24 protein-coding genes are annotated in these 26,188 nt (G+C 32.5%); 16 read left to right on the top strand and 8 right to left on the bottom strand.

What is annotated here, in order from left to right; translation table 11 throughout:
* Positions 1–139 precede the first annotated feature (139 nt).
* Genes KPL50_RS05665 through KPL50_RS05655 form a run of 3 tightly spaced genes read right to left on the bottom strand, consistent with a single transcriptional unit; the run spans position 140 to position 4,314 of the window.
* Positions 140–1,876, bottom strand: coding sequence for an NADH-dependent [FeFe] hydrogenase, group A6 (locus KPL50_RS05665; RefSeq protein WP_216297479.1), 1,737 nt, complete (start codon positions 1,874–1,876; stop codon positions 140–142).
* 48 nt (positions 1,877–1,924) lie between these two features.
* On the bottom strand, positions 1,925–3,820 hold the full coding sequence (locus KPL50_RS05660) for an NADH-quinone oxidoreductase subunit NuoF (RefSeq protein WP_216297478.1): 1,896 nt from the start codon (positions 3,818–3,820) through the stop codon (positions 1,925–1,927).
* Positions 3,821–3,834: 14 nt separating this feature from the next.
* Positions 3,835–4,314, bottom strand: a complete 480-nt coding sequence (locus tag KPL50_RS05655) for an NAD(P)H-dependent oxidoreductase subunit E (RefSeq protein WP_216297477.1) — start codon at positions 4,312–4,314, stop codon at positions 3,835–3,837.
* Between the two features lie 582 nt (positions 4,315–4,896).
* Between KPL50_RS05655 and KPL50_RS05650 the strand changes: the two genes are divergently transcribed.
* The 5 genes from KPL50_RS05650 (at position 4,897) to KPL50_RS05630 (ending at position 9,817) form a co-directional block, all read left to right on the top strand.
* Positions 4,897–5,520 (top strand): hypothetical protein, encoded by a 624-nt coding sequence (locus KPL50_RS05650; RefSeq protein WP_216297476.1) that lies wholly within the window; start codon positions 4,897–4,899, stop codon positions 5,518–5,520.
* A gap of 299 nt (positions 5,521–5,819) precedes the next feature.
* Positions 5,820–7,088: an HD-GYP domain-containing protein gene (locus KPL50_RS05645; protein WP_216297475.1), complete on the top strand. Its 1,269-nt coding sequence runs from the start codon at positions 5,820–5,822 to the stop codon at positions 7,086–7,088.
* A gap of 13 nt (positions 7,089–7,101) precedes the next feature.
* Complete coding sequence (locus tag KPL50_RS05640; RefSeq protein WP_216297474.1) at positions 7,102–7,635, top strand: DUF5317 domain-containing protein; 534 nt, start codon at positions 7,102–7,104, stop codon at positions 7,633–7,635.
* A 51-nt stretch (positions 7,636–7,686) separates the two neighbouring features.
* Positions 7,687–9,432 (top strand): methyl-accepting chemotaxis protein, encoded by a 1,746-nt coding sequence (locus KPL50_RS05635; protein WP_216297473.1) that lies wholly within the window; start codon positions 7,687–7,689, stop codon positions 9,430–9,432.
* 172 nt (positions 9,433–9,604) lie between these two features.
* Positions 9,605–9,817, top strand: coding sequence for a heavy-metal-associated domain-containing protein (locus KPL50_RS05630; protein ID WP_216297472.1), 213 nt, complete (start codon positions 9,605–9,607; stop codon positions 9,815–9,817).
* A gap of 45 nt (positions 9,818–9,862) precedes the next feature.
* Here the strand turns inward: KPL50_RS05630 and KPL50_RS05625 are convergent, their stop codons facing one another.
* The 3 genes from KPL50_RS05625 to KPL50_RS05615 form a co-directional block, all read right to left on the bottom strand.
* Positions 9,863–10,783 (bottom strand): patatin-like phospholipase family protein, encoded by a 921-nt coding sequence (locus KPL50_RS05625; RefSeq protein WP_216297471.1) that lies wholly within the window; start codon positions 10,781–10,783, stop codon positions 9,863–9,865.
* A gap of 126 nt (positions 10,784–10,909) precedes the next feature.
* Positions 10,910–11,767, bottom strand: coding sequence for a phage holin family protein (locus tag KPL50_RS05620; RefSeq protein WP_216297470.1), 858 nt, complete (start codon positions 11,765–11,767; stop codon positions 10,910–10,912).
* 168 nt (positions 11,768–11,935) lie between these two features.
* The gene (locus tag KPL50_RS05615) at positions 11,936–12,427 is read right to left on the bottom strand and encodes a metallophosphoesterase (protein ID WP_216297469.1); all 492 of its coding nucleotides are present in this window, start codon (positions 12,425–12,427) and stop codon (positions 11,936–11,938) included.
* A gap of 193 nt (positions 12,428–12,620) precedes the next feature.
* Here KPL50_RS05615 and KPL50_RS05610 point away from each other — a divergent pair, with 193 nt between their 5' ends.
* The 4 genes from KPL50_RS05610 (at position 12,621) to KPL50_RS05595 (ending at position 15,678) form a co-directional block, all read left to right on the top strand.
* Positions 12,621–12,983, top strand: coding sequence for a DUF2500 domain-containing protein (locus KPL50_RS05610; RefSeq protein WP_375372903.1), 363 nt, complete (start codon positions 12,621–12,623; stop codon positions 12,981–12,983).
* A 24-nt stretch (positions 12,984–13,007) separates the two neighbouring features.
* On the top strand, positions 13,008–13,718 hold the full coding sequence (locus KPL50_RS05605) for a hypothetical protein (protein WP_216297468.1): 711 nt from the start codon (positions 13,008–13,010) through the stop codon (positions 13,716–13,718).
* A gap of 128 nt (positions 13,719–13,846) precedes the next feature.
* Entirely contained in the window at positions 13,847–14,494 is a 648-nt protein-coding gene (locus KPL50_RS05600) for a murein L,D-transpeptidase family protein (protein WP_216297467.1), read from the top strand.
* Between the two features lie 206 nt (positions 14,495–14,700).
* Entirely contained in the window at positions 14,701–15,678 is a 978-nt protein-coding gene (locus KPL50_RS05595) for a D-glycerate dehydrogenase (protein WP_216297466.1), read from the top strand.
* A gap of 51 nt (positions 15,679–15,729) precedes the next feature.
* Here KPL50_RS05595 and KPL50_RS05590 read toward each other — a convergent pair whose 3' ends face one another.
* Together KPL50_RS05590 and KPL50_RS05585 are read right to left on the bottom strand one after the other, a co-directional pair.
* Entirely contained in the window at positions 15,730–16,194 is a 465-nt protein-coding gene (locus tag KPL50_RS05590) for a nucleoside deaminase (RefSeq protein WP_216297465.1), read from the bottom strand.
* A 16-nt stretch (positions 16,195–16,210) separates the two neighbouring features.
* The gene (locus KPL50_RS05585) at positions 16,211–16,852 is read right to left on the bottom strand and encodes a transcriptional regulator (RefSeq protein ID WP_216297464.1); all 642 of its coding nucleotides are present in this window, start codon (positions 16,850–16,852) and stop codon (positions 16,211–16,213) included.
* Positions 16,853–17,146: 294 nt separating this feature from the next.
* Between KPL50_RS05585 and ade the strand changes: the two genes are divergently transcribed.
* The 7 genes from ade to KPL50_RS05550 all read left to right on the top strand — a co-directional run bounded on the left by ade (position 17,147) and on the right by KPL50_RS05550 (position 26,117).
* On the top strand, positions 17,147–18,871 hold the full coding sequence (ade, locus tag KPL50_RS05580) for an adenine deaminase (protein ID WP_216297463.1): 1,725 nt from the start codon (positions 17,147–17,149) through the stop codon (positions 18,869–18,871).
* Between the two features lie 99 nt (positions 18,872–18,970).
* Positions 18,971–20,329, top strand: a complete 1,359-nt coding sequence (locus KPL50_RS05575; RefSeq protein WP_216297462.1) for an 8-oxoguanine deaminase — start codon at positions 18,971–18,973, stop codon at positions 20,327–20,329.
* Between the two features lie 18 nt (positions 20,330–20,347).
* Entirely contained in the window at positions 20,348–20,974 is a 627-nt protein-coding gene (locus KPL50_RS05570) for a transcriptional regulator (RefSeq protein ID WP_253200464.1), read from the top strand.
* Between the two features lie 37 nt (positions 20,975–21,011).
* Entirely contained in the window at positions 21,012–23,291 is a 2,280-nt protein-coding gene (gene xdhA / locus KPL50_RS05565; RefSeq protein ID WP_216297461.1) for a xanthine dehydrogenase subunit XdhA, read from the top strand.
* 19 nt (positions 23,292–23,310) lie between these two features.
* The gene (xdhB, locus tag KPL50_RS05560; protein ID WP_216297460.1) at positions 23,311–24,198 is read left to right on the top strand and encodes a xanthine dehydrogenase subunit XdhB; all 888 of its coding nucleotides are present in this window, start codon (positions 23,311–23,313) and stop codon (positions 24,196–24,198) included.
* The gene (gene xdhC / locus KPL50_RS05555; protein WP_216297459.1) at positions 24,191–24,685 is read left to right on the top strand and encodes a xanthine dehydrogenase subunit XdhC; all 495 of its coding nucleotides are present in this window, start codon (positions 24,191–24,193) and stop codon (positions 24,683–24,685) included. Before xdhB ends, xdhC begins: the two co-directional genes overlap by 8 nt.
* Before the next feature lie 73 nt (positions 24,686–24,758).
* Positions 24,759–26,117 (top strand): NCS2 family permease, encoded by a 1,359-nt coding sequence (locus KPL50_RS05550; RefSeq protein WP_216297458.1) that lies wholly within the window; start codon positions 24,759–24,761, stop codon positions 26,115–26,117.
* The last annotated feature ends 71 nt before the right edge of the window (positions 26,118–26,188 follow it).

Below are 26,188 nucleotides of genomic sequence, written 5' to 3'. Positions count from 1 at the left end.
CTTAATTATAAAAATATAAAGCATGAGATATCCAAAAATATGGATATCTCATGCTTTTTTTGTTCAAATTAGGAACCCAGTTGAAAAAACAACCATTTTTTCAGTGGCCTCGTTATATCTGCTGTTTTTTTACTTATGACTATTTACGTTTTACATATTCTGTATGAAGAAGTTCGTGAGCTTTAACGCCATATGGTTCTCCAAGGAATTCTTCGTATATTTTTTTGATGTATGGATTTTCGTGAGATTTTCTTATAGTCTTGTTTTTATCTTCACTATATAAAACAGACATTCTCTTTGTTAATATATCTTTATAATCATTTGCATAAGGCTGTCCACCACCATTAATACATCCACCAGGGCAAGCCATAATTTCAATTAAGTGATAGTCAGCTTCTCCGGCACGAATAGCCTCTAATAATTTACGAGCATTTCCAAGTCCACTTGCAATAGCTACTTTAACATCAAGATCGTTAATTTTTACAGATGCTTCTTTTATGCCTTCCATACCTCTTACTGCTTCAAAATCTACACTTTCAAGTGTTTCATTTGTTAACCATTCATAAGCAGTACGAAGTGCTGCTTCCATAACTCCGCCAGAAGTACCAAATATAACTCCAGCACCAGTAGATTCCCCTAATGGATTATCGAATTCTTCTTCTGGTAATGAATTAAAATCAATCCCAGCTTCTTTAATCATTTTAGCCAGTTCCCTTGTACTTATAACTATATCAACATCTGGTACTCCATTTGTAGCCATCTCCGGCCTTGCAGCTTCATATTTCTTTGCAAGACAAGGCATTACAGATACAACTATCATATCTTTTGCCTCTACATTCATTTTTCCTGCAAGGTATGTTTTGGCAACGGCACCCCACATTTGTTGTGGTGATTTACAAGTAGATGGAATATCTAATAAATCATTAAATTGATGCTCAAAGAATTTAACCCAACCAGGACAACAGCTTGTAAGCATTGGAAGTTTCCCACCATGTTGTAATCTATGAATAAATTCGCTAGCTTCTTCCATTATTGTTAAGTCAGCTGCGAAATCCGTATCAAATACTTTAGTAAAGCCTAAAGCTCTTAGTGCAGCAACCATTTTTCCAGTAACAGGAGTACCCTGTGGAAGCCCAAATTCTTCACCTAATGCAGATCTAACTGCAGGAGCAGTTTGAACAACAACAACTTTTTCGTTTTGATCAAGAGCATTCCAAACTTTAGAAGTGTTATTAACTTCTGTTAAGGCACCAGTTGGACATACAGAAACGCATTTTCCACAGAAAGTACAAGTTGTTTCTCCCATTGGTAGTCCAAAAGCAGGAGATACGACAGTTTCAAAGCCTCTGCCTACACCGGATAAAACTCCAACAGTTTGAACTTCATTACACATAGTTTCACAACGTCTGCATAATATACATTTATCTAGATTCCTAACAATAGAGCTACTTGAATTATCTATAGGATAAGTTGACATTTCACCTTGATAGCGAATTTCACGAACACCTAGTTCAGCAGCTAATCTTTGTAATTCACAAACAGTATTTTTTTCGCATAATAAGCAGTCTTGTGGATGGTCAGATAGAATTAATTCAAGCACAGTTCTTCGTGCTTTAATAGCTCTAATTGAAGTTGTCTTAATGACCATTCCTTCTGTAGCAGGAGTGCAACAGGCAGGAGCTAAGTTTCTGCGTCCGATAACTTCAACAACACATACACGACAAGAACCTGGATGGTTTGTAGTTTTTCCATCATGCATATTTAAATGACATAATGTAGGTATATTTATATTTAACATTCTAGCAGCTTGTAGAATAGTCGTGCCTTGTTCTACTTGAATTTCTTGATGGTTTATAGTAAGAGTAATTAAACTCACAGCGTGCACCTCTTTCTTATATTTTATATTTAAAAACTTGTTTAGATGTTATTTTTTTACGATTGCATTAACTGGACATGCAGTTTGACATGCACCGCACTTAATACATTTATCCTGGTCAATAACATGTAATGTTTTAACTTTTCCGCTAATACAGTTTACTGGACACTGCCTTGCACATTTTGTACAGCCGATACATTTACCCGTGATAGTGTATCTTAATAAGTTTTTACATACTCCAGCTGGGCAAGTTTTATCATAAACGTGAGCTTCGTATTCACTCTTGAAGTACTTCATAGTGCTTAATACTGGATTTGGAGCAGTTTGTCCTAGTCCACAAAGTGAAGTGTCCTTAATGGTATTTGCAAGTGATTTTAATTTATGAAGGTCTTCCTTTGTTCCGTTTCCTTTTGAAATTTTTTCTAACATTTCAAGAAGACGTTTATTTCCTATTCTACAAGGAGTACATTTACCACAAGACTCTTCCACAGTGAATTCTAAATAGAATTTAGCTATATCAATCATACAATTATCTTCGTCCATAACAATCATACCGCCAGAACCCATCATAGAGCCTATAGCACCTAGCGATTCATAATCTATTGGAGTATCTAAGAATTCTGCTGTAATACATCCACCTGATGGACCGCCTGTTTGAACCGCTTTAAATTCACGGCCGTTCTTAATTCCGCCACCGATATCAAATATTATCTCTCTGAGTGTAGTACCCATCGGAACTTCGACTAGCCCAACGTTATTTATTTTGCCAGCAAGCGCAAAAACTTTTGTTCCTTTAGAGGTTGCAGTTCCTATAGAACTATACCAAGCAGCACCTTTGTTAATGATAGCTGGAATATTTGCAAGAGTTTCAACATTGTTAACGCAAGTTGGTTTATTCCATAATCCACTTTGAGCTGGGAATGGTGGTTTATTAGTTGGTTCTCCACGTGAACCTTCGATAGATTGAATTAATGCAGTTTCTTCTCCACATACGAAAGCTCCAGCACCGTATTTAATCTCTATATCAAAGCTAAAATCAGTTCCTAGAATATTTTTACCAAGGAGGCCACACGCACGAGCTTGGCTTATAGCTATTCTTAATCTACTAATTGCAAGAGGGTATTCTGCTCTAATATAAATATCTCCAATTGAAGCACCAATACTAAAGCCCGCTATTGCCATAGCTTCTAGAACACTGTGTGGGTCCCCTTCAAGAATAGAACGATCCATGAAAGCACCTGGGTCTCCTTCATCAGCATTACAAATTATATATTTTTGATCAGCATCGTACATCTTAGCGAAAGCCCATTTCTTGCCTGTTGGGAAGCCGCCGCCGCCTCTGCCCCTTAAACCTGAATCGATCATTAATTTTATAATCTCATCTTGGGACATTTCTGTAATTACCCTGCCCAGGGCTAAGTAACCATCCTCAGCTATGTATTCTTTTATGTCCTCAGGGTTAATAAGTCCACAATTTCTTAGAGCAATTCTTACCTGCTTTTTATAGAAATGCATATCCTCTTGTTTTTTTATTTTTATTTTTGAACTTGGTTCTTCAAATAAAAGTCTATCAACAATGTTGCCTTTTAATAAATGCTCTTTAACTATTTCCTCTGCATCAGAAGGTTTGACATTAACGTAGAATACGTTATCAGGAGAAACCTTAACGATGGGGCCTTTTTCACAAAATCCAAAACAACCAGTAATAGCAGCAGTTACTTCATCCGTTAGTCCGTTTGCTGCGATTTCCTTTTGTAGATTTGCGAGTATTTCATCACTTTGAGCGGACTTACAGCCAGTACCACCACAAACTGATAAATACCTTGTACATCGTTTTCCGTCAGAAGCTAGTTCCTTTTCTTCGCTCATTTCCCTAAGTTCTAGTAATGTATTATATTTATTTTGAATTTTTTTAAGTTCATCATAAGAATTAATTTTATTCAATGTATTTCCCCCCCCTACTCCGCATACTCAGCTAGTATTTGATCTACTTGATCTACTGTAACATGGCCATAAACCTTATCGTTTATAGTTACTACGGGTGCAAGACCACAAGCCCCTACACATCTTAATGAACCTAATGTAAATTTACCTTCACTAGTAGTCTCACCAGTTTTAACTTTTAACTTCTTCTGAAACTCATCAAGTACATCTCCGGAACCTCTAACAAAACATGCAGTTCCCATGCAAACATTAATTACATATTCGCCTCTTGGTTTAATAGTGAAGTAAGAATAGAAAGTCACAACACCGTAAACTTTTGAAACTGGAATTTTTAGCTTTTCTGCTACGAAAGCTTGTACCTCTTGGGGTAAGTAGCCAAATAAACCCTGTGCTTTGTGAAGCACTTCGATAAGAGCACCTTCTTTACTTGGAAGGTCATTAATAAATTTTTCTAAAACTATAAAACTTTCTCCGTTTAAACAATTAGAACACACTAAAATATACCTCCTTTAAGATCTATGATTACATATAGATGAATTATAAATTTAAAATTCACCTATCTAATCCTGCATTACACTTGAATATTGTGAAAAATTAAACTTTAATAAATAACATTATATTATTTTTGTAGTGAATATATGAACTAATGTCGTTAATGTATTAAATATACGTGAAAATTAAAGAGGCACATCGATATACATTTCAAAGTAAATCTTATTATTCATATATTCATAAAATTTCAAGCATGCTGCATCAAATATATTATAATAGAATTTTAGCTAAAAATCTAGTAAATAATTAGTTAATTTTGATTATTGCAAATAGATGGAAAACTGTGATAAAGACATTAGATAAACTTGGACAATGTGAAAATATGAACTGGATTATAAGCACAAAAACACATATGGAAATATAAAAAAAAATAGTATAATTTAGGATAAAATTTATATATTATTCCACAATAATATGTTAATATTAGACGAACTGTAATGCTATATTGGGAATATGTAAAATCTTGTATATCATTATTAGATGTGCTATAATTTGCTTATTATTGAAGGAAAGAGGCGTATATTATGGATTTTGATATTTTTAGTGAAATGATAAATAAATTAAATGGCGTTGTTAGTACAAAAATAATACAGCAAGATAATGATATTCAAGAGATGCATATACTGGCTAATACCTTAAGGGCACCAAAGCAAATAGTTAGAGATATTGAGTCTATTCTTTTAACCTCTTTTGATTATAGAATAGATAGAAAAGTTATTAGTATTGCACAAATTGAAACAGATGATTGTGACCCTATTAAAAGAATAAAGTTTGGGGGCATTTCCTTAAATGTTCAACCAAACATGTTGGAGTGCAGCGTTAAACTCCTTTATGAAGAACAAGAATTTTTCGTAACACAAGTGGGAATAAAAACTGCAGCAAACAGAAAAAAAATAGTAGCTAAGGCGACTATTGATGCTGTAGAAAAAATTCTTGGACAAGTCTTTATATTTGATGTACAAGATGTAATAAGTACTACTAATAGGGATATAACCTTTATATCAGTGCTCGTAAATATGGTTATAAATGAATCAGAAGAAACCATGGTAGGATCTGCTATTGTGAAAAATGACATAAATGAAGCTATTGCAAAAGCTACCCTAGCAGCTATAAATAGAAGAGTACAAAAAAAATTTAACAACTGTTAGAACTTCTAAAAAGCCACTAAGTGGCTTATGAACTTGCTTTAAGGGCCGATGCCGATAACTTACTGTTTTTTAAAATTAGTTTATGAAATTATTATTTTAATTGTTTACCCTAGCGGAGAGAAATTATGATAGGTTATAGCGTAGCCCTATTAATTTAAATCAAAGGGGGATTTTAATAATGAAAAAATTAACTACAATATTATTAGCTATATTAGCACTTGCTATAGCTGGTGGTTCGACAGCTAGTTGGATTTGGTAAATTAGGACTATCGGCCTTTAATATATATAGGAGGAAAATAATGAAGAAATTGCCGCTAAATTTAAAAATATATATTATAACTATATATATTATAACGTTTATATCTTTCCTTGTTTTCTTTAAAATAGAACACATAATTTTTACCTCAATAAGATTTGATGTTTTTATATTTTTTGTATTTTTAACAGTTTTAACAGAAAGTCTTACAGTGATTTATAGAAAAATTTCTTTTAGTACAAGTTTTGCGATTACAGTTGCTTCATTTCTTCTATTTAACACATTTAATGCAGTAATAATTTTAGTATTAGGTTTTTTATTTAGAGTGTTTAAAAATAATAATGAATATAAGCATGTATTTAATACCCCTTTTTACGGAACATTATTTAATTGTTGTGGATTTACATTGCCTATTTTATATGGTAGTTACTTTTACAAATTAGTAGGTGGAACTAAATATAATGGTAAATTAGATAGCAACCTATTACCAATTATTGTATTTGGAATTGTATTTTATATAATTAATACTTTTATTATATCAATTGTATTTTCAATGACCAATAAAAAAGGTATTTTATATTCATTTTTAGGTAATTTTAAACTGGTATTATTAAATACTTTTGCTATGACTCCTTTTGGAATACTATTAGCTTATGTATTCAATTTATACAGTTATGGTGGTGTAATGCTTGTGTTATTTCCCATAGTATTAGCAAGGTACACTTTTTCTTTATATATACAATCTAAATCCCAATATGTGGAAACTGTAAATGCAATAATGCTTGCCATGGAGGCAAGGGACAAGTATACAGAAGGACATTCTCAAAGGGTTGCGGAAATTTCAGCCAGTATAGCTAAAGAATTAAAATATAATGACTGGAAAATTGAACAATTAAATATGGCAGCTTTACTTCATGACGTTGGAAAAATTGGAATTGATGATCATATTTTAAACAAACCTGGTAAGCTAACAAAGGAAGAATTTGATATCATAAAAACCCATCCTCAGATAGGTTATAATATTTTAAAAGACATTAAAAATCTTGAAAATATACTACCCATTATACGAAATCACCATGAGCGATATGACGGGAATGGGTATCCAGATGGGAAAATAGTTGAAGAGTTAAGCCTTGATGTTTTTATTGTGCAACTTGCAGATTCTATAGATGCTATGTCTACAGATAGGCCTTATAGAAAAGCTTTAGATAATGATATGGTTATAGAGGAAGTCAAAAATCATTCTGGAACTCAATTTCATCCAAAGGTAGTAAAAGCATATTTTAAAGTGTTAGAGAAACAAAAAAAGTAAAGTGGGGATTTAAATGTTTATTGAAGCGTTAATTTTTGCGTTGATTATTGGATATATATTAAAAGGAAATATAAGAAATCTAGAAAATGTAGATATAAAATGCACATATCTTGTTTTTATAGCTTTCTTTATAGAATTTTTTATTGTTGTTTCCATAAGAAAAGTTTCTTTTAATATAGGTATCTTTACATATATATTAGATTCAATCATGTATATTTTACTTATAATTTTTATTTATTTTAATAGAAAAAATAAGTATATTGTGCTTATGGGATTAGGATTTCTTCTAAATGCTATTCCGATTTTCTTAAATGGTGGAGCCATGCCAGTAAGTGCTAAAGCAGCAGAAGCAGCAGGCCTTACTTTAAATATGAGCAAGGAAGGCCTTTATTCCTTAATAAATGAAAATACTAGAGTATGGTTTTTGGGAGATATTATCCCACTAACTTTCTTAAGAAACTTTGCCATAAGTATAGGGGATATTATTGCAGTGATAGGATTAATGCTATTTATAATTACAGGAATGAAGAAAATAGCTAAAAATTAGCTATTTTATTATAGATTCTAAAAAATAATTGCATATAAGGAGAGGATTAACATGAGACAAATTACACATAAGAAAAAGAAAACCTCTATAAGTGATAAGTTGAGTAAAAGAATAATGTTACTAATAATTTCTATATTTTTAATAATAATTGTTGCTACATATTTATTGCTTCAATCAACTGTTAAGAAAGTAGTAGTGGGAATAGGACCGGTGCTTACTACGGCAATTAGTAATAGGCTAGAAAAAGTAGATTATGATAAGTTCTTAAGTGAAAAAGAGAATAGTGACATTTATAAGGAGCTTAATAATGGAATAAATTTTTTAGGTGACAAAGGAGTGGATTTCATACAAGAAATATCTATAGTCACTTTAAATGGGGATAATAAGTGGACATATATTGTAGATAAAGCTAAAGAAAGTCCTGCCAAATTTGGAGATGTTTTTGAAGATATTGCTAATAAAGAAATAATTGAAGAAGCTATAAATACTGGTAAATCAACAACTTCGGAGGTGCAAAGAGACGTAATTGATAGGACATCCTCCATGACTACATATATACCTATGAAGACACAAAAGGGAATGAATACCTTAGTAGTATTGAAAATTAAGCTAGATACTATATTGAAAGCGCAACTATTAATTTTGTTAGGTGCAATTATATTTTCCATTATAGTTCTTTTAATCATAAAATTCATGGTGAGGAAAATTACTAAAAGCCAAACTAAATCAATAAATGTATTAGTAGAAAAAATGAGCGATATGTCTAATCTAGAAGGCGATTTAACAAAAAGAATACAAATAGATAGTAATGACGAAATAGGTGAACTAGCAGGATCCACCAATAAAATGTTAGATACCTTCCAAGAACTTTTAGTTCATATTACTAAAACTTCTAAGGAAATTTATGATGTTGAAGAAAAATTTACGGATGCCTTTCACAGAAATGTAGAAGGATTTAAAGAAATGAATACATTGACTGGAAATATTGCTTCAAGGATAGATAAACAGACGGAAGAATTGAATAGTTCTGCTGATAGTATTCATTATATTAATGATGCAATAGGTCAAATTGCCAGTAATTCACAAATGGTTACAGAGCAAGCAATTGAGGCTAAAGATACTGCAAGTGATGGAAATAAAACAATGATGGAACTTGCAAGTAAGTCAAAAGCAATAGTTGTGGAAGTAGGAAATACTTCACAACTAGTTAAGGAGTTAGATAAAAAATCAGAAGCAATAAATGGTATAATAGATGCTATTACGGCTATATCTAAGCAAACCAATTTATTAGCACTAAATGCGTCTATAGAGGCGGCAAGAGCTGGGCAGCAAGGTAAAGGCTTTGCAGTAGTTGCAGATGAAGTAAGGAAATTAGCAGAACAATCATCAAAATCTGCAGAAGAAATATCTGAGCTTATTAAACAAGTTCAAAGGGGAATAGCAGCTGCAGGTGGTTCAATGGAAGGTGTGGCAAATCGGGTTAAAGAGGTATATAGTTATGTTGACATTGCAGCCAGTAAGTTTGATAAAATATCTAGTGCTATTGGCAACGTTTCACAAAAGGTAGAAGAGGTATCATCAGCTACGGAGGAAATGTCTGCAAATGCATCTACTATAAATAATCAGATTGAAAATTTAGTAAATATTTCAAAAGAAAATAATGATGCTACGGAAAGCGTAGCAGCTAGCATTCAATATGGAGTAGACGAGATAACAAATTTGCAACTTGTATTAAAGGAATTAGACAACTTTACTTTAGAATTAGTGAAGAGGTTATCAAAACTAAAATTAAAATAAGAGGCAAAATATATAAAGTAGAATTTATTTTGGGTTTTTGGATATAATACTTTAAATATAAAATAAAAAGATTTTGTGCCACTAATATAAAATTAAGTTGACTTATTGATTATATAATCTAAAATGAAACATATATAATAATATAAATTAACAATCGAAAGGGGAATTATAAATGAAGAAAAAAATATATATTGATGGAATGAGTTGCAGTCATTGTGTAAGTCATGTTAAGGAAGCCTTATTGGACATTGGTGCTACTAAAGTAAAAGTTGACTTAGAAGAAAAATTTGCTACAGCAGAATTTGAAGATGAAATAAATGATAGTGAAATTACAGATGCTATTGAAGAAGTAGGATATGAAGTTACTGAAATAGAAGAAGATTAAAATAATTAACTTTTCCCCTGTTCATTTTAGTGGACAGGGGAAAAGTTAATTGTATCTGTATTTATTTATATAATCTTGAAAGTCCCAATTTTCTAAAAATTTTTTAGCACTTATATAACCGCTCTTGTACAAATGAATTGCAGTTGCTTTGGAAAGATTAAAATCTGTAGGGGCTATTCCATATGTTGGGATAATAACTGAACGAATTAAATTTTCTTCATTCAGATATTCACTGGTGTTTTTTTTACACATGGTTTGAGCCACCGCAATTAGGAAAGAAAATGAATCATTAGCCTTAAGTATATTTTTATTATCATCAGCTATGTTAAATCTAAAACCTATAGTGGGCCACCGTGGTATTGAATTTACATCAAAGATGGTTAGTGGGAAATTGCATGTAACTCCTCCATCTACAATATAGGCTATACCTGAAGGTGTAAGAAGTTGAACAGGTTTAAAGTAGAATGGGATACAACAACTCATCCTCACAGCTTTAGCAATGCTAAATTCCATTGGATCGATGCCATAGTTTGCAAGGTCGCTGGGAATTACAATAGATTTTTTATTTGTTATGTCCGAGGCTATAATTTTAAGTTTATACTCTCCATTAACGCATACATCTTTAAACTTACTTATCCCCTTATGTTTAAGTAAATTATCCATAAAGTTTTGAAGATAATCTCCTGAATATAGACCTTTTTCTTTTATAATTCCTAAGGGCTTCCCTAAAATTGGTAATCGTTGCAGTTTATCTTTGTCCATGAATTTAAGAAAGCTTATTTCTAAAAGCAATTTTCTTATTTGCAACGCACTGTAACCAGCGGCAATTAATGCAGCAATAACAGCTCCAGCAGAAGTACCAGCAACTCTTTGAAATTCATATCCGTGATGTTCTATACAATTTATGGCACCAAGTATGCCTATACCTCTCATTCCACCACCTTCGAAAACAGCATCAATTTTCAATATACTCGCCTCCTTACTACTATTTATGTGAATATAAGGGAATATGGAACAACTAAAACTAATTTTTAAAATTATTAATAAATAAAAGTAATAAATCCTAGATCCGTTTAAATCTAGGATTTAAAATTATATGATTTTACGTGCATCAATTATTGTTTGATATAAAATTATTATAATACAATCAATAATTTGAGCTTTTTTCTCACTTGTTGTTTTTGTGGAATAACAAATAATTTTTAGTTTTTCTAAACAGTTATCTACTTTTGGTTGATTAACTTTAGAAAAGCTTTCAATATATTTAGGTGGAATTTTTTCTTCTAACCATTTCTTGTTCATATCCTTAAGGCCTAACTCTATTGTGGAAAGAATCCTATAAAACAATATATCTGGATTATCATTAGGAGTTTCATCTATAAGAATGATTTGATTAATAGTAGATTTCATTACATCACATTTAATTTCTAAAAAGTTTCGGATATATTTATCTTCGAAAGCTGGAATTTGATAATTTATTATATCGTCAATATCAGAAAATTCACTATGCTTGTCCTTCGAAGTTGCTATCATAGCAGTTAATCCTGGTATCTTTAAGGTTGTAATCAATATAGGCAGAATATTAGAAGGTATAGGAACTCCCAGTAGGGGTAGGTTTTCTAAAATACTAACACTCTCAGTAATTGCTAGAAAAGCTATAATAGTTTGGGATAATATGCTGGTGGTTATTAAGGGATTTAAAATAGTTTCCAGCAATTTAACTGTAATTACGCAAATGGAATAAGTGATAATTTTTTTAGTAGCTTTACGTAATCCTGTGCTGGAAAATCTTTTATATTTTATAGCAGTAGATATTCCTGTAATAGTATCTAAAATAATAAGCACTAAAAGAATAATATAAGAGGTTTGCATGCTATTAAACATTTCGGAAAGAAAACCTAATATTCCAGATACTCCATATATTTGTAACAAGAAGTCATTCTTGTGCATTTTTTCATCTCCATTAATATAAACAAATATAAATATGGAATAAATAATTTCAATGAATTATTTATTCCATATAATATATGCTGGATTATAGAAAAATGTTAGTCATGTATTCCACTGTATGCGAAACCTTCCTTGGATACTTTAAATTGTAAATAATGGTTTTTAATATTAATTAAAAAATTTTAATTGAACGTTTATTTTTTTATCCTCAATCTCTAAAATAACATAAGAATACCATGGCTCCCGCCTCTTGTAAGAGGGTGAACCAGGATTTATCATAAGAACTTTGTTTTTAGTTATAATTAGTGGTTGATGACTGTGACCAAAGATTATTATATCTACTTTATCTCCACTAAATTCCGCGTAAGCCCTCTCAAGTGTACTTTTGTCATTACCATGACCGTGGTATAAACCAATTTTATATCCTTCCACTGGTATAATTAGCTTTTCTTTTAATAGGTCTCTGATGTATCCCTTATCATTATTTCCCCATACTCCAACAAAGTTCTTATGCTCTCTTAATTTTGATACCACGCTAGAGGAGACATAATCACCTGCATGAATTATCATATCAGATTCTCTAGATATATTATCTATGAATTTGAAAAGTTTATCGCTATGTTTTTTTACATGAGTATCAGATAGTATTGTAATTTTCATATTCATCACCTTCTAATAGTATAGTATGTTATAGTGTGCCTTGATACACAAATAGCATGTAAATACAAAATTTGATTAAGAGTTTTTTCTTCTATTGCAAGGCAAACAGGAGAAATTAATTTCTTTATCATGACATTTTTGGTATGATTATTATATAATATATTATAAGTAAATAAGAGGGGATGGAAAACAAATGTTTATGTTTAACATTATCCAATTTATATTTCCCATTATGTTTGTGCTGATATTTGGTATAATTATATTCAGAATAATTAAAGGCATAGGTCAATGGTCAAATAATAATAAAAAACCTGTTTTATCAGTAAAAGCAAAGGTAGTAACTAAAAGGACACATACGTCGAGTCGCGGTAGCATGAATGATAATCAGCCCATTCATAGTAGTAGTACATTTTATCATGCAACCTTTGAAGTGGAGAGTGGAGATAGGATGGAGTTACAAATAAGCGGCAGTGAATTTGGATTACTCGCAGAAGGGGACGTTGGGAAGCTTACCTTTCAAGGAACTAGATATAAAAAGTTTGAAAGAGAATTTTAATATATATAAATGTGAGGAGAAAAAATGGGAGAAACAGAAGATATAGTCTATATTGTGGAGCAATCAGGAATAAACATAAACAATGAGAAATCACTACATTCATCCATTAAGCAATGGTATGCTATGCCTGGGGATAGATTAGAGGTAAAGGTAGATAAATATATAATCGATTTAGTAAGGGAAGATTCATTAATAGAAATACAAACAAGAAATTTTAGTGCCATTGGCAATAAACTAAGAGCCTTGGTTAAATATAACATGGTTACACTAGTACACCCTATAGCTATAGAAAAATATATAGTAACAATGGAAGGTACGGATAAAGTAATTAGCAGAAGAAAATCTCCTAAAAAAGGGAAATTAGTGGATTTATTTGATGAGTTAATTAGGATACCTGATTTGATAGATGAAGAAAATTTTATACTAGAAATCTTAATGACCAAAGAGGAAGAAATAAGGTGTAAGGATGGCAAAGGAAGCTGGAGAAGAAAAGGTATTAGCATTGTGGATAGAAAGTTAGTACAGGTAGTAGAGAAAGTAACATTTAAAAAAGGAAAAGATTTTTTGCGATTTTTACCAGAAGAACTACCCGCAAATTTTACAAATAAAGAATTAGCCAAAATACTGAAAATTACTGTATATAAAGTAAGAAAAATAACATATTGCTTAAGGAAAATGAAGATTATAAAAGAAGTAGGCAAACAGAGCAATGAACTTATATTTGAAAGATGTTAAATAGTAGAACTGCATTAATAGAAGCTATAGAAATTAGAAATTGATATATTTGGAATAATATGATAAATTAAATTTAAAGAAAAAAATAATGGAAAAATATAGAGATAAACAAAGAAAGGAAGATATAAATGAGTAAAAAGAATATGGTTATTGGAGCAATGCTTGCGGTAGGGGTAGTAGGAGCCTATGAATTTTATAAAAAAAACTCTAAAGCATGCGATTCCAGTTTTTATAAAGTGGATGAAGCAGATAGACAATTTACATGGACTCTCGAGGATGAGGACTTGTTTTTTAAAAAGCCTGTAGACAAACCACAGGATGTAGCTATAAAGGTATATAAAAGCATAAGGATATTAGAATTATATGGAGATAATAAGCTAATAGGAAAATTTAAAATTGTATTAGGGGGAGAGCCTATTGGTGATAAAATTATAGAAGGTGATAGGAAAACACCTGAAGGCAAATATAATATTTGCACTAGAAATGATAAAAGTAAATATAACCTATTCTTAGGACTTAATTATCCTAATGTGGAAGATGCCCAAAAGGGATTAGAAAATGGTTTAATAGACGAACTTGCATTGAAAGAAGTAGAGATAAAAATTAAAAATGGTAAAAGACCGGATTGGAATACTCCTTTAGGTGGAGTAATAGGAATACATGGCGGGGGGATCCTAAGTGACTGGACTGCAGGATGTATTGCCCTAGCAGATAATGATATTGAGATTATTTGGGAATATACTAAAATGAATACTCCTGTGGAAATTTATGAATAATTCTAAAAACAAATAAATGTGAATATTAGACAACTAGAACAGAATATATTGTGTATTATTTTAAAATTTACTTTTTTCGTGGTATATGATGAAGTATAATATAAATATATCATTTATATACAGGAATTAAAATTAAATATTAACTGTAAGAATCAATGAAACGTACTAATATAGGTGGACATTATAATTGCAGGAGGTAGAATACGATGGATAGGAAAAAAGTCTACATAACAAGAAGAATTCCAGATGAGGCTATTGAACTTTTAGAAGAACATTTCCAAGTAGAGATAAATCCACAAGATAGAGTTTTAACAAAAGAGGAGCTATTGGAAAAGGTTGTAGGTATGGATGCAGTTTTATGTCTTATAACTGATAATGTTGATAGTGAGGTGCTAAGCGCAGCTGGCTTTAAGTGTAAGATATTTGCTAACTACGGTGTTGGCTTTAACAATATTGATATAGCTGCAGCTACTGAAAGAGGCATAATTATTACTAACACTCCTGGAGTCTTAGATGATGCAACTGCAGACCTTGCATGGGCACTGCTTATGGCTGTATCTAGAAGAATAGTGCCAGCAGATAAATTTACAAGAAATGGTGCTTTTCAATCTTGGGATCCAATGATGTTTCTAGGACGAGATATTACTGGTAAAACCTTAGGACTTATAGGGGCAGGGCGAATTGGTTTTAACTTTGCAAAGAAAGCTAAGGCTTTCGATATGAAAATACTTTATACTGGTCTAAGGCGTAATTCTAAAATAGAAGATGAATTAGGCGCTATTTTTGTGGATAAAGAAACCTTACTCATGGAAGCGGACTTTGTTTCATTACACGTACCATTGTTACCTTCTACTACTCATTATATTAGTGAAAAGGAATTTTCACTGATGAAAAAAACTTCAGTTATTGTTAATACATCTAGAGGACCTGTAATTGATGAAAAAGCATTAGTTAAAGCCCTTAAGCAAGGTGAAATATGGGGAGCTGGACTTGATGTATATGAAAATGAACCAGACATTGAGCCAGAACTTCTAGATATGTACAATGTTGTAATTGTTCCACATATCGCTTCAGCTACTATGGAAACCAGAAGAAATATGGGGTTAATTGCAGCTAGAAATATTAGTAAAGTTCTTATGGGTGAAAAACCAGATACTTGTATTAATGAAGAAGTATTAAAATAAGACAAAGCACTGCCCTTCATATTACTGAAGGGCAGTGCTTTGTCTTATGGTCTAATATTGGACTCTATCCATTTTGCTTTTCCATTTTTTAAAAGGCTCAAGGCTTTCTTCTCTATTGATTTGGATTACTTCAACTTGCAGGACCTTTGCAGTTCCTTTTATTACATCATAAATATATTGGTCATCAAAATCTATATTTGCGGCATCTTCTCTAGTTGAGCCATAATAAAGTTTTTTTATTTTAGCCCAGTGAATTGCCGAAAAACACATAGGACAAGGTTCGCAAGAAGAGTATATTTCACAGTCAGATAAATCAAATCTACCAAGTGTACTAGAAGCTTTTCTTAGTGCTACAACCTCAGCATGGGCTGTAGGGTCATTGGTACTAACAACTTCGTTATGAGCGCTACTAATAATTTCACCATTTCTAACAACAACGGCGCCAAAAGGACCACCTTCATCATTTTTCATTCCCTGTAGTGCTTCTTCAATAGCGATTTTCATAAATTCATTCATTTTCACACCGCCTTACTTAAAGTTTATTTTTAATATCAACGTAATTGTATATGGAGTACTTAGAAATACCGAAAAAATCTGCTATTTTATCCCCAGCCTTTGTAATTAAAAAAGCACCGGCATCATTAAGAAATTGAATTGCTTGTATTTTTTGTTCTTTACTCATAAGAGCAACTGGTTTACCTATTTTTAGTACGGATTCTTCTAATAAGTCATCTAGTAGTTGATTTACATTCTGCGGAATTTTATCTGCACTTTTAATATCCTCTTTATGACTAATTAAGGAATCTATACAATTTTTTGCTATAGTAAGCTCAGTAATATCGTAATTTATAGAAAATATACCCATGGGCTTATTTTCATTATCTCGTATATATATGGTACTTGATTTTAAAATTTTACCATCATGAGTCTTGGTAAGATAATTCAATTTATCTTCTAGTGAATCAGAAACATGTTTTAGTGCATTTAGGACAACACGTGAAGCGCTAGTACTTGTTGTTCTGTGCGTTACATGGCCATTTTCAATAAATATAATTGGATAATCTACGTGGCCATCAGATAGATCATGAATAACTACTTCACAATTTCTTCCGAATTGAGCTGAAATACCTTTTGCTAATCTTTTTAAAAAATCAAAACTATAATCCTTATTCATTTAAGACCTCGCAATTCAATAATATAGTATAAATAAAATTAGTTTTACAAATCCTCTAGAAATTAAGTATATCAATGTTTATTTTCAAAATCAATAGGATTTACAAAAGCTTTTTGAATTGCTAAAATATTTTGCAAATTGCGTTGACTTTTATTTGTCAAAATGGTAATCTGAACAAATAAAGGACATATTATAATGGTAAAAATTTAAAAATTTTTACAGTAAATAGAAGAAAATAAATTAGGTCAAATACATCAATATAATTTAAAATTGTAATCAAGGGGATGTATTATTATGAATTCAAGTAGAACTAAAAATTTAATCCAGGTAGCTACAAGTAGAAAAAAAGCAGATTTAGTTATTGAAAATTGTAATGTTATAAATGTTTTTTCACAAGAGATTATATATGGTAAATTAGCCATTAGTGATGGTATATTTATTGGTATAGGTGATTATGAAGGAATAGAGACAATCGATGGTGAAGGAAAATATATAGTTCCAGGTTTAATTGATTCCCATGTGCATATAGAGTCATCAATGGGTTCACCATATCAATTTGCAAGAGCGGTATTACCAAGGGGAACCACCACAGTTATCTCTGATTGTCACGAAATAGCTAATGTTAAAGGGCTTGAGGGGATTAAATATATGATTGATTCCAGTGAAAACTTACCTCTTGATGTATATATTATGCTACCATCTTGCGTTCCTGCCACTATATATGAAACGTCAGGTGCAATACTAGAAGCAGAGGATTTAGAAGAACTTATGCAACATGAAAGAGTTTTGGGCCTTGGAGAACTTATGAATTATCAAGGAGTTGTTTTTACAGATGAAGGTATCCTGAGGAAGCTTGAGCTTACTGATAAATATAATAAAATAGTAGATGGACACGGACCTATTATCAAGGAAAAAGAATTAAATGCCTATTCTCTAGCTGGTGTTAAAACAGATCATGAATGTATGAACCATAAAGAGGTAATGGATAGACTTAGGAATGGTATTTATGTTGCAATAAGAGAGGGCTCTGCTGCGAAGAATTTACTTGATTTAGTTGGTGCTGTAAATCCCAATAATGAGCGTAGATTTACCTTTTGTACAGATGATAGGCATCCTAAGGATATACTGCTGGAAGGCCATATAGACAACAATATTAGACTTGCCATAAAAGGGGGTGTAAATCCTATAACTGCTATTAGAATGGCAACATTAAATTCAGCAGAATGCTATGGTCTTAAAAACCTTGGAGCAATTGCTCCTGGTTATATAGCAGATTTTATAATAGTAGATAATTTAACGGATTTTAATGTGCTAAAAACTTTTAAAAAGGGGAAACAAATATTACCTGATTGGTACACACATATAAAGGAAGATAGTGAGCTATTAGAAGTGGTTTCTAATAGTGTTAATATTAAAGAATTTACGCAGGAGGACTTAAAAATAAAAATATCAGCTGAGACTGCAAAAGTCATTAAAATTATGGACCATAGTCTTTTTACGGAAAGTGTAAATAGAGAGGTAAAGGTAGATAAAAACGGATATTATGTATATAATGAAGCAATTGATATTTTGCCTATCTATGTATTTGAAAGACATAATGGCACCGGCAATATTGGTAAGGGGTTAATTGAAGGATATGGCCTGAAAAATGGAGCGATTGCATCCACTATAGCACATGATTCACATAATTTAATTGTTATAGGCAGCAGTCCTGAGAATGTTAAAATAGCTGCTGAAAAAATAATAGAAATTGGTGGAGGCCTTGTGGTTGTAGTAAATGGCCAGGTAAAGGGATGTTTACCACTAGATATTGGAGGTATTATGTCAAGTTCCGATTTAGAAACTGTATCAAAAGGCCATGAAAAACTTAATAAAATTGCTATGGAAGAATTAAAAATAAATGAGAATGTCAATGCATTTATGACTTTAGCTTTTATGGCATTACCGGTTATTCCTAAACTTAAAATCACTGATAGAGGCCTGTTTGATGTAATAAAATTTGAGCATACCAGTTTATAAATTATATTCTAAAATACAATTGACAGAATATTTATGAGGTGAGATACTGAATTTAGAAGTATACTAAATATTAATTAATAATTACTATAGGAGAATATTATGGAAAATTCAATACTTGTAAAAAATATTAAGTACCTTGTAACCTGTGATGATGAGGACAATGTATTCCAAAATATAAATATGTACATTGAAAATGGTGAAATTAAATATATTGGCAAGGACGTTAAATCAGCTCATGAGGTTATAGATGCTACAAATATGGTAGTGTATCCAGGACTTATTAATACACATCATCATCTTTACCAAATTTTCAGTAGAAATATCCCGCAGGTTCAAAATATGGAATTATTTCCATGGTTAAAATATTTGTATGAGATATGGAAAAATATAAATAGTGATGTTATTATGTATAGCTCCCTTTGTGGAATGGGGGAGCTTTTAAAAACAGGTTGTACAACTTGTTTTGATCACCACTACGTATTTCCAGAGCATCAAAATAATCTCATTGAAACCCAGTTTGAGGCCGCAAAAAGACTTGGTATTAGAATGTATGCATCAAGAGGAAGTATGTCTCTAAGTATTAAGGATGGTGGGCTTCCTCCAGATTCTGTAGTTCAATCTGTTGACAATATCTTAAAAGACAGTGAGCGCTTGGTGAAAAAGTTTCATGACAAAAGTCGTTTTTCTATGAGTCAAGTTGCCCTTGCTCCTTGCTCACCCTTTAGTGTTACAGGGGATTTAATGCGTGAATCAGCAAAACTTGCAAGAGAACTTGGGGTTAAACTCCATACACATCTTGCAGAAACAGTGGATGAGGAAAAATTCACTTTAGAAAAATTTAACATGAGGCCACTTCAGTATATGGAAAGCTTGGGTTGGTTAGGTTCTGACGTGTGGTTTGCACACGGTATTCACTTTACAGATGAGGAACTAAAATTACTTGCAAGCACCGGGACGGGGATTGCACATTGTCCCATATCTAACATGAAATTATCATCAGGTATTGCAAAGGTTCCACAAATGTTAAAGTACAATGTACCTGTTGGGCTTGGAGTTGACGGGAGTGCTAGCAACGATGGCTCCAATATGTTAGAAGAGATGAGAGTTGCATTTTTACTTCACAGATTAAACTCAGGTAAAAATGCTCCCACAGCCTATGATATACTGAAAATAGCTACAAAGGGTAGTGCAAAGGTTCTGGGAAGGGATGATATTGGAAAATTAGACCTTGGAATGGCAGCAGATTTATTTATGATAAATACGAGCAGGCTAGAACTTATAGGTGCGGATATAGATCCTAAATCATTACTAAGTACTGTGGGGTATAAAGGGACTGTAGATTATACAATTGTAAATGGCAAGATTGTAGTAAAAAATGGTATACTTGTAAATATTGATGAAGAGAAGCTCTATTATGAAAGTGATACTGTGGCAAAAAAATTCATAAGCGGATGCTAAATATAGGAAGGATGCATTATGAAAGATGATATGAATTTAGATTTTTTAAAAAGGTTAGCAAAGGGCATCGTACAACACTTTGGGAATGATTGTGAAGTGGTTATACACGATTTAAAGGCTGAAAGTTTACAAAATACAATTATGAGCATAGAAAATGGTCGTGTTACCAATAGAAAAATAGGTGATGGAGCATCTCATATTGTAATAGAAGCGCTTAATAATGCAAAACATGATTCAAAAGATTCACTAGGCTATTTAACAAAAACTCATGATGGCCGAGTGCTCAAATCTAGTAGTATTTATATAAGAGATGAGAATAATGAACCTACAGGGATTTTTTGTATAAATTATGATATTACACAATTAACTATAGCAGAAAATTCTATAAAATCCCTGTTAAATCATCAAGAGGAAAGTAGTGAATTAGAAAAAATTCCTCGAAATGTAAATGACTTATTGGATGATCTTATTGAGCAGTCAGTGAAGGTAATTGGCAAGCCGCTTGCACTTATGAATAAAGAAGATAAAATAAAAGCTATACAGTTTTTAAATGAAGCTGGAGCGTTTCTTATAACAAAGTCAGGTGATAAAATTTCAGAATATTTCGGTATATCTAAATTTAGTATATATAACTATATAAAATAAAAGCTCATATTTCTATAATTATATAAGGGGGAACAAGATGAGTATTGGAAAAAGTATTAATAGGGTTGATGCTTTTGATAAAGTAACTGGGCGTGCACAATTTACAGATGATTTTAAATTAAATAATGCTCTTGTTGCTAAAATTCTTCATAGTACTATTGCCAGTGGCGTTGTTAAAGCTATTGATATTTCAGAGGCCATGAAACTAAAGGGAGTTGTGAAAATTGTAACTTGCTTTGACGTTCCTGATATTCAATATCCAACAGCGGGGCATCCATATTCACTAGACCCTGCTCATATGGATATTGCAGACAGGAAATTACTAAATAAAATAGTTAGATATTATGGTGACGATATAGCAGCAGTAGTGGCTACGGATAGTGTAATTGCCACAAGAGCTATTAATCTTATAAAAGTTGAATACGAGGAATATGAGCCCTTGATTTCTATTGAATCTGCTTTAAAAGAAGGAGCAAAAATAATTCATGAGGAGTATCCGGGCAATATTCTTGCACACACAAGTTATGAAATTGGTAATTATGATAATGCTATAAAAGAAGAGGGACTCATTGTTTTTGAAGGAGAGTATGAACTTTCTCCCGTTAAACATTGTCATCTTGAAAATCCAATATCCTATGCCTATGCTGAGGGTAAAAGATTGGTTGTGGTATCATCAACTCAAATTCCTCATATTGCACGCCGTGTAATTGGGCAAGCTCTTGGTATTGATTGGGGGAAAATTAGAGTTATTAAACCATATATAGGTGGAGGATTTGGTAATAAACAAGAGGTTCTTTATGAGCCACTTAATGCATTTTTGTGCCAGGCTATTGGCGGCAGATGTGTTAAACTAGATATTTCAAGAGAAGAAGATTTTGTTAATACTCGTCTTCGTACCGCTATGAAAATTAAAATTAAAAGCTATGTAAGAGCTAATGGACGTTTTGTTGCTAGAAAGTTAGAAATGTATGGTAACAAAGGGGCTTATGCATCTCATGGACATAGTGTGACAAATAAAGCAGGGCATGCATTTAAACAGATATATCATGATGAAGTTGCAACTAAAGGTGATATGTACTCAGTGTATACAAATATGCCAGCATCTGGTGCTATGCGTGGTTATGGTATACCACAAATCACTTTTGCTCTTGAATCTCATGTTGATGATGTAGCAACAAAACTGGGTGTCGACAAGATAGAAATGAGAAAACTTAACGCCATGAAGCTAGGGTTTGTTGATAATCAGGTTAAATGTAATAGTAATGGTCTTGTAGAATGCATTGAAAAAGGCAGAAAATATATTGATTGGGATAATAAACTTATAGAATATCAAAATCAAACAGGTCCTGTAAGGCGCGGTGTTGGTATGGGGATATTTAGTTATGCAGTAGGGGTGTTCCCCATATCACTAGAAACGGCAGCTTGTAGGATTGTGCTTAATCAAGATGGATCTGTGCAAGTTCAAATGGGTGCCACAGAGATAGGTCAAGGAGCAGATACGGTATTTACACAAATGGTATCAGAAGTGCTAGGCATTCCTTCTGAAAACGTACACATTATATCAACTCAAGATACTGATATTACACCCTTTGACACAGGGGCCTATGCATCGAGGCAATCTTATGTATCAGGTATGGCTGCTAAAAAAGCTGCTTTGGAACTTAAAGCAAAAATAATAGAACATGCGAATTTCATGTTAAGACTTCCTATAGGCAACCTTGATCTTAAAGACAATAATATTGTAGAAAAAGAAACAGGTGAGATTTTAGCCTCACTTAAAGAAGTTTCCATGCATGCACTTTATAATACAGAAAAATCTGTCCACATTACATCAGAGGTAACAAACCAATGCAAATCAAATACATTTGCCTTTGGAGTATGTTTTGTTGAAGTTGAAGTTGACATCCCTGTGGGCAAAATTAAAGTTATTAAAGTTATTAATGTTCATGATAGTGGTACAATTCTTAATCCTGTACTTGCTGCAGGACAGGTGCATGGTGGCATGAGTATGAGCCTGGGTTATGGGTTAACTGAGCAGCTTTTATTTGATGAAAAGACAGGTAGAATGCTCAATGATAATCTACTTGACTATAAGCTTCCAACTATTATGGATACACCGCATTTAGAAGCACAGTTTGTAGAAACCTATGATGTGTCAGGGCCTTTTGGTAATAAGGCGCTAGGAGAACCACCTGCGATTCCTGTTGCACCTGCAATTAGAAATGCACTGCTGCATGCCACAGGAGTTAAGTTCAATAAGGCTCCACTAACTCCACAAAGACTTGTAGAAAAATTTAAAAAGGAAAATTTGATATAAACATGGAGGCGAAATAACAATGTATGATATAGAAAAAATATATCAGGCAACTTCGGTTAAGGATGCAATAGATCATCTTACACTGGAGCCTAAAGCCGTAATTATTGCAGGCGGAAGTGATGTACTTATCAGTATTCGTCATGGAAAGATTGCAGGGTGCTCCCTTGTAAGTATTTATGGAATAAAAGAGCTAAGAGGAATAACACTTAGTGAAGATGGTAGTATAAAGATAGGTGCCCTTACTAGTTTTTCACATATAACAAAAAATGAGATTATTCAAAAATATATTCCAATACTTGGAGAAGCTGTTGATGATATAGGAGGGCCACAATTAAGAAACATAGGAACAATTGGGGGTAATATATCAAATGGAGTTACAAGCGCAGATAGTGCATCCACGTTATTTGCACTAAATGCTAAACTCCAAATCGAAGGACCTACTGGTGTGCGCGTTATTCCTATTTCAGAGTACTATGTAGGACCAGGAAAAGTCAGTCTGAAAGTTGGCGAATTACTTACAGCTATCTATATTACAAAAGAAAATTACGAGAATTTTACAGGTAATTATATTAAATATGCTATGCGTAATGCAATGGACATTGCAACCCTTGGATGCAGTGTAACTTGCAAACTTAGCGCAGATAAAGCTACTATTGAAGATGTACATCTTGCTTTTGGTGTTGCAGGTCCAGTGCCCATGAGATGCCACAGGGCTGAAGAAGCTATAAAGGGAATGAAAATTTCTGAGGAAATGCTTAATATTTTTGCAGAAGTAGCAAAAAGTGAAGTTAATCCTCGTTCTTCTTGGCGTGCATCTAAAGACTTCCGTATTCAGCTTGTATGCGAACTCAGCAAACGGGCCTTAAAGGAGTCAATAAGAAAATCGGGAGGCGTAATCAATGGCTAATGGAATTTTAAACTGCACAGTAAATGGTGAAGCTAAACAAATTATGATAGATGACAGAGAGTCACTTACGGATGTTCTGAGAAATCAGCTAGGCCTTACGAGTGTTAAAAAAGGTTGCGAGGTTGGAGAATGTGGAGCTTGTACTGTTCTTATTGATGGTGAAGCTTTTGATTCTTGTATTTATCTTGCAATTTGGGCAGAAGGTAAGGAAATTCGTACAGTTGAGGGCCTTATGGATTCTGAGGGAAATATATCAGATATCCAAGAAGCATTTATTGATGAAGGAGCTGTGCAATGTGGGTTTTGTACCTGTGGATTTGTTATGTCAGCCGTGCCTATTATTGAAGATAACAAAGAGTATTCCACAGATGAAATTAAAAAACAACTTTCCGGTAATCTTTGCCGTTGTACCGGTTATGAAAATATATTAAATGCTGTAGAAAAAACTAAAAAACACCATTGCAACAATTGTAAGCATGAGGACTAGAATAAAATGTTTTAATTTTGCACTAGGAGTAACTCCTAGTGCAAGTTAATAATAAAAAACATGGGGGGAACTAATGGAATACTTTAAGATTAAAGAAAATGGAAGTGACGTAAGAAAAGAAGTTATTGGAGGGATAACGACATTTTTAACCATGGCCTATATTATTGCAGTTAATGCTAACATTTTAGGAGCTACAGGAATGTCGGTTGGGGCTGTAGTAACAGTAACTTGTTTAACAGCAGGACTTACTACTATAGCTATGGGATTATATGCAAATCTACCTTTTGCACTAGCATCTGGAATGGGACTCAATGCATACTTTGCTTATACTGTAGTAATTGGAATGAAAGTTCCATGGCAAGTAGCATTGGCAGCTGTCTTTGTAGAAGGTGTTATTTTTATTATATTATCACTAACTAGTGTGAGAGAAGCAGTAGTTAACGCTATACCAACAACTTTAAAATTAGCGGTTACCGCAGGTATTGGACTTTTCATTGCTTTTATTGGGTTTGTAGATGCTGGTATAGTAGTTACTAATGAAGCAACAAAGGTATCTATGGGTAATTTTACATCTCCTACGGTATTAATAACTGTAATAGGGGTAATTATAATTGTAGTTTTATCAAAGAAAAAAATTAGAGGAGCTATTTTATGGGGAATAGTTGCAAGCACCCTACTGGCTTGGTTGTTTGCAATAACATCACCAGAAGCAGCGGCAGCTTTAAAAATAGGCACACCAAAAGGTATATTTAAATTTGAATCAATAGCTCCAATTGCAAATAAACTGGATTTTTCATACTTAAAGGATACAACTAGGATATTAGAATTTTTAGTAATAATGTTAACCTTCTTATTTGTTGATTTTTTTGATACTGTAGGAACTTTAGTAGGAGTTGCTTCAAAAGTTGGAATGGTTGATAAAGATGGTAACGTGAAAAATTGTGGACGTGCGCTACTGGTAGACGCCGTAGGTACTACAGCGGGAGCCTTCCTTGGGACTTCAACTGTAACCACTTATGTAGAAAGTGCAGCGGGATTTGCAGAAGGCGCTAGGACTGGACTTGCTTCCGTTGTAACAGGGATATTATTCTTAGTAGCAATGTTCTTTTCACCACTATTTATTGCAATTCCATCCTGCGCAACTGCACCAGCACTAATAATTGTAGGATATTTTATGATGGAAAGTATAGTTAAGATAGATTTCAGTGATTTTACAGAGGGCATTCCTGCTTTCTTAACAATCTCATTAATGCCACTAACTTATAGTATAGGAGACGGGTTAACTATAGGAATTCTTTCCTATGCAGTGTTAAACATCATAAACAATATATTTACTAGAGATGCTAGTAAAAGGAAGAAAGTTTCAGTTGTAATTTATATTTTGGCAGTATTGTTTATTCTTAAATTGTTTTTTACTGGTTGGAATAAATAATAAAGATATTACAAATAATATAGCAGAAATAAAAAAACAATTCGCTTTAGATGATAAGCGAATTGTTTTTT

Origin of the sequence: Clostridium sp. CF012 (assembly GCF_018861755.1) — a bacterium.
In the GTDB taxonomy this organism is placed as follows: Bacteria; Bacillota; Clostridia; order Clostridiales; family Clostridiaceae; genus Clostridium_AD.
The sequence above is the reverse complement of the archived record's forward strand: the minus strand, read 5'-3'. Positions and strand labels throughout refer to the sequence as shown.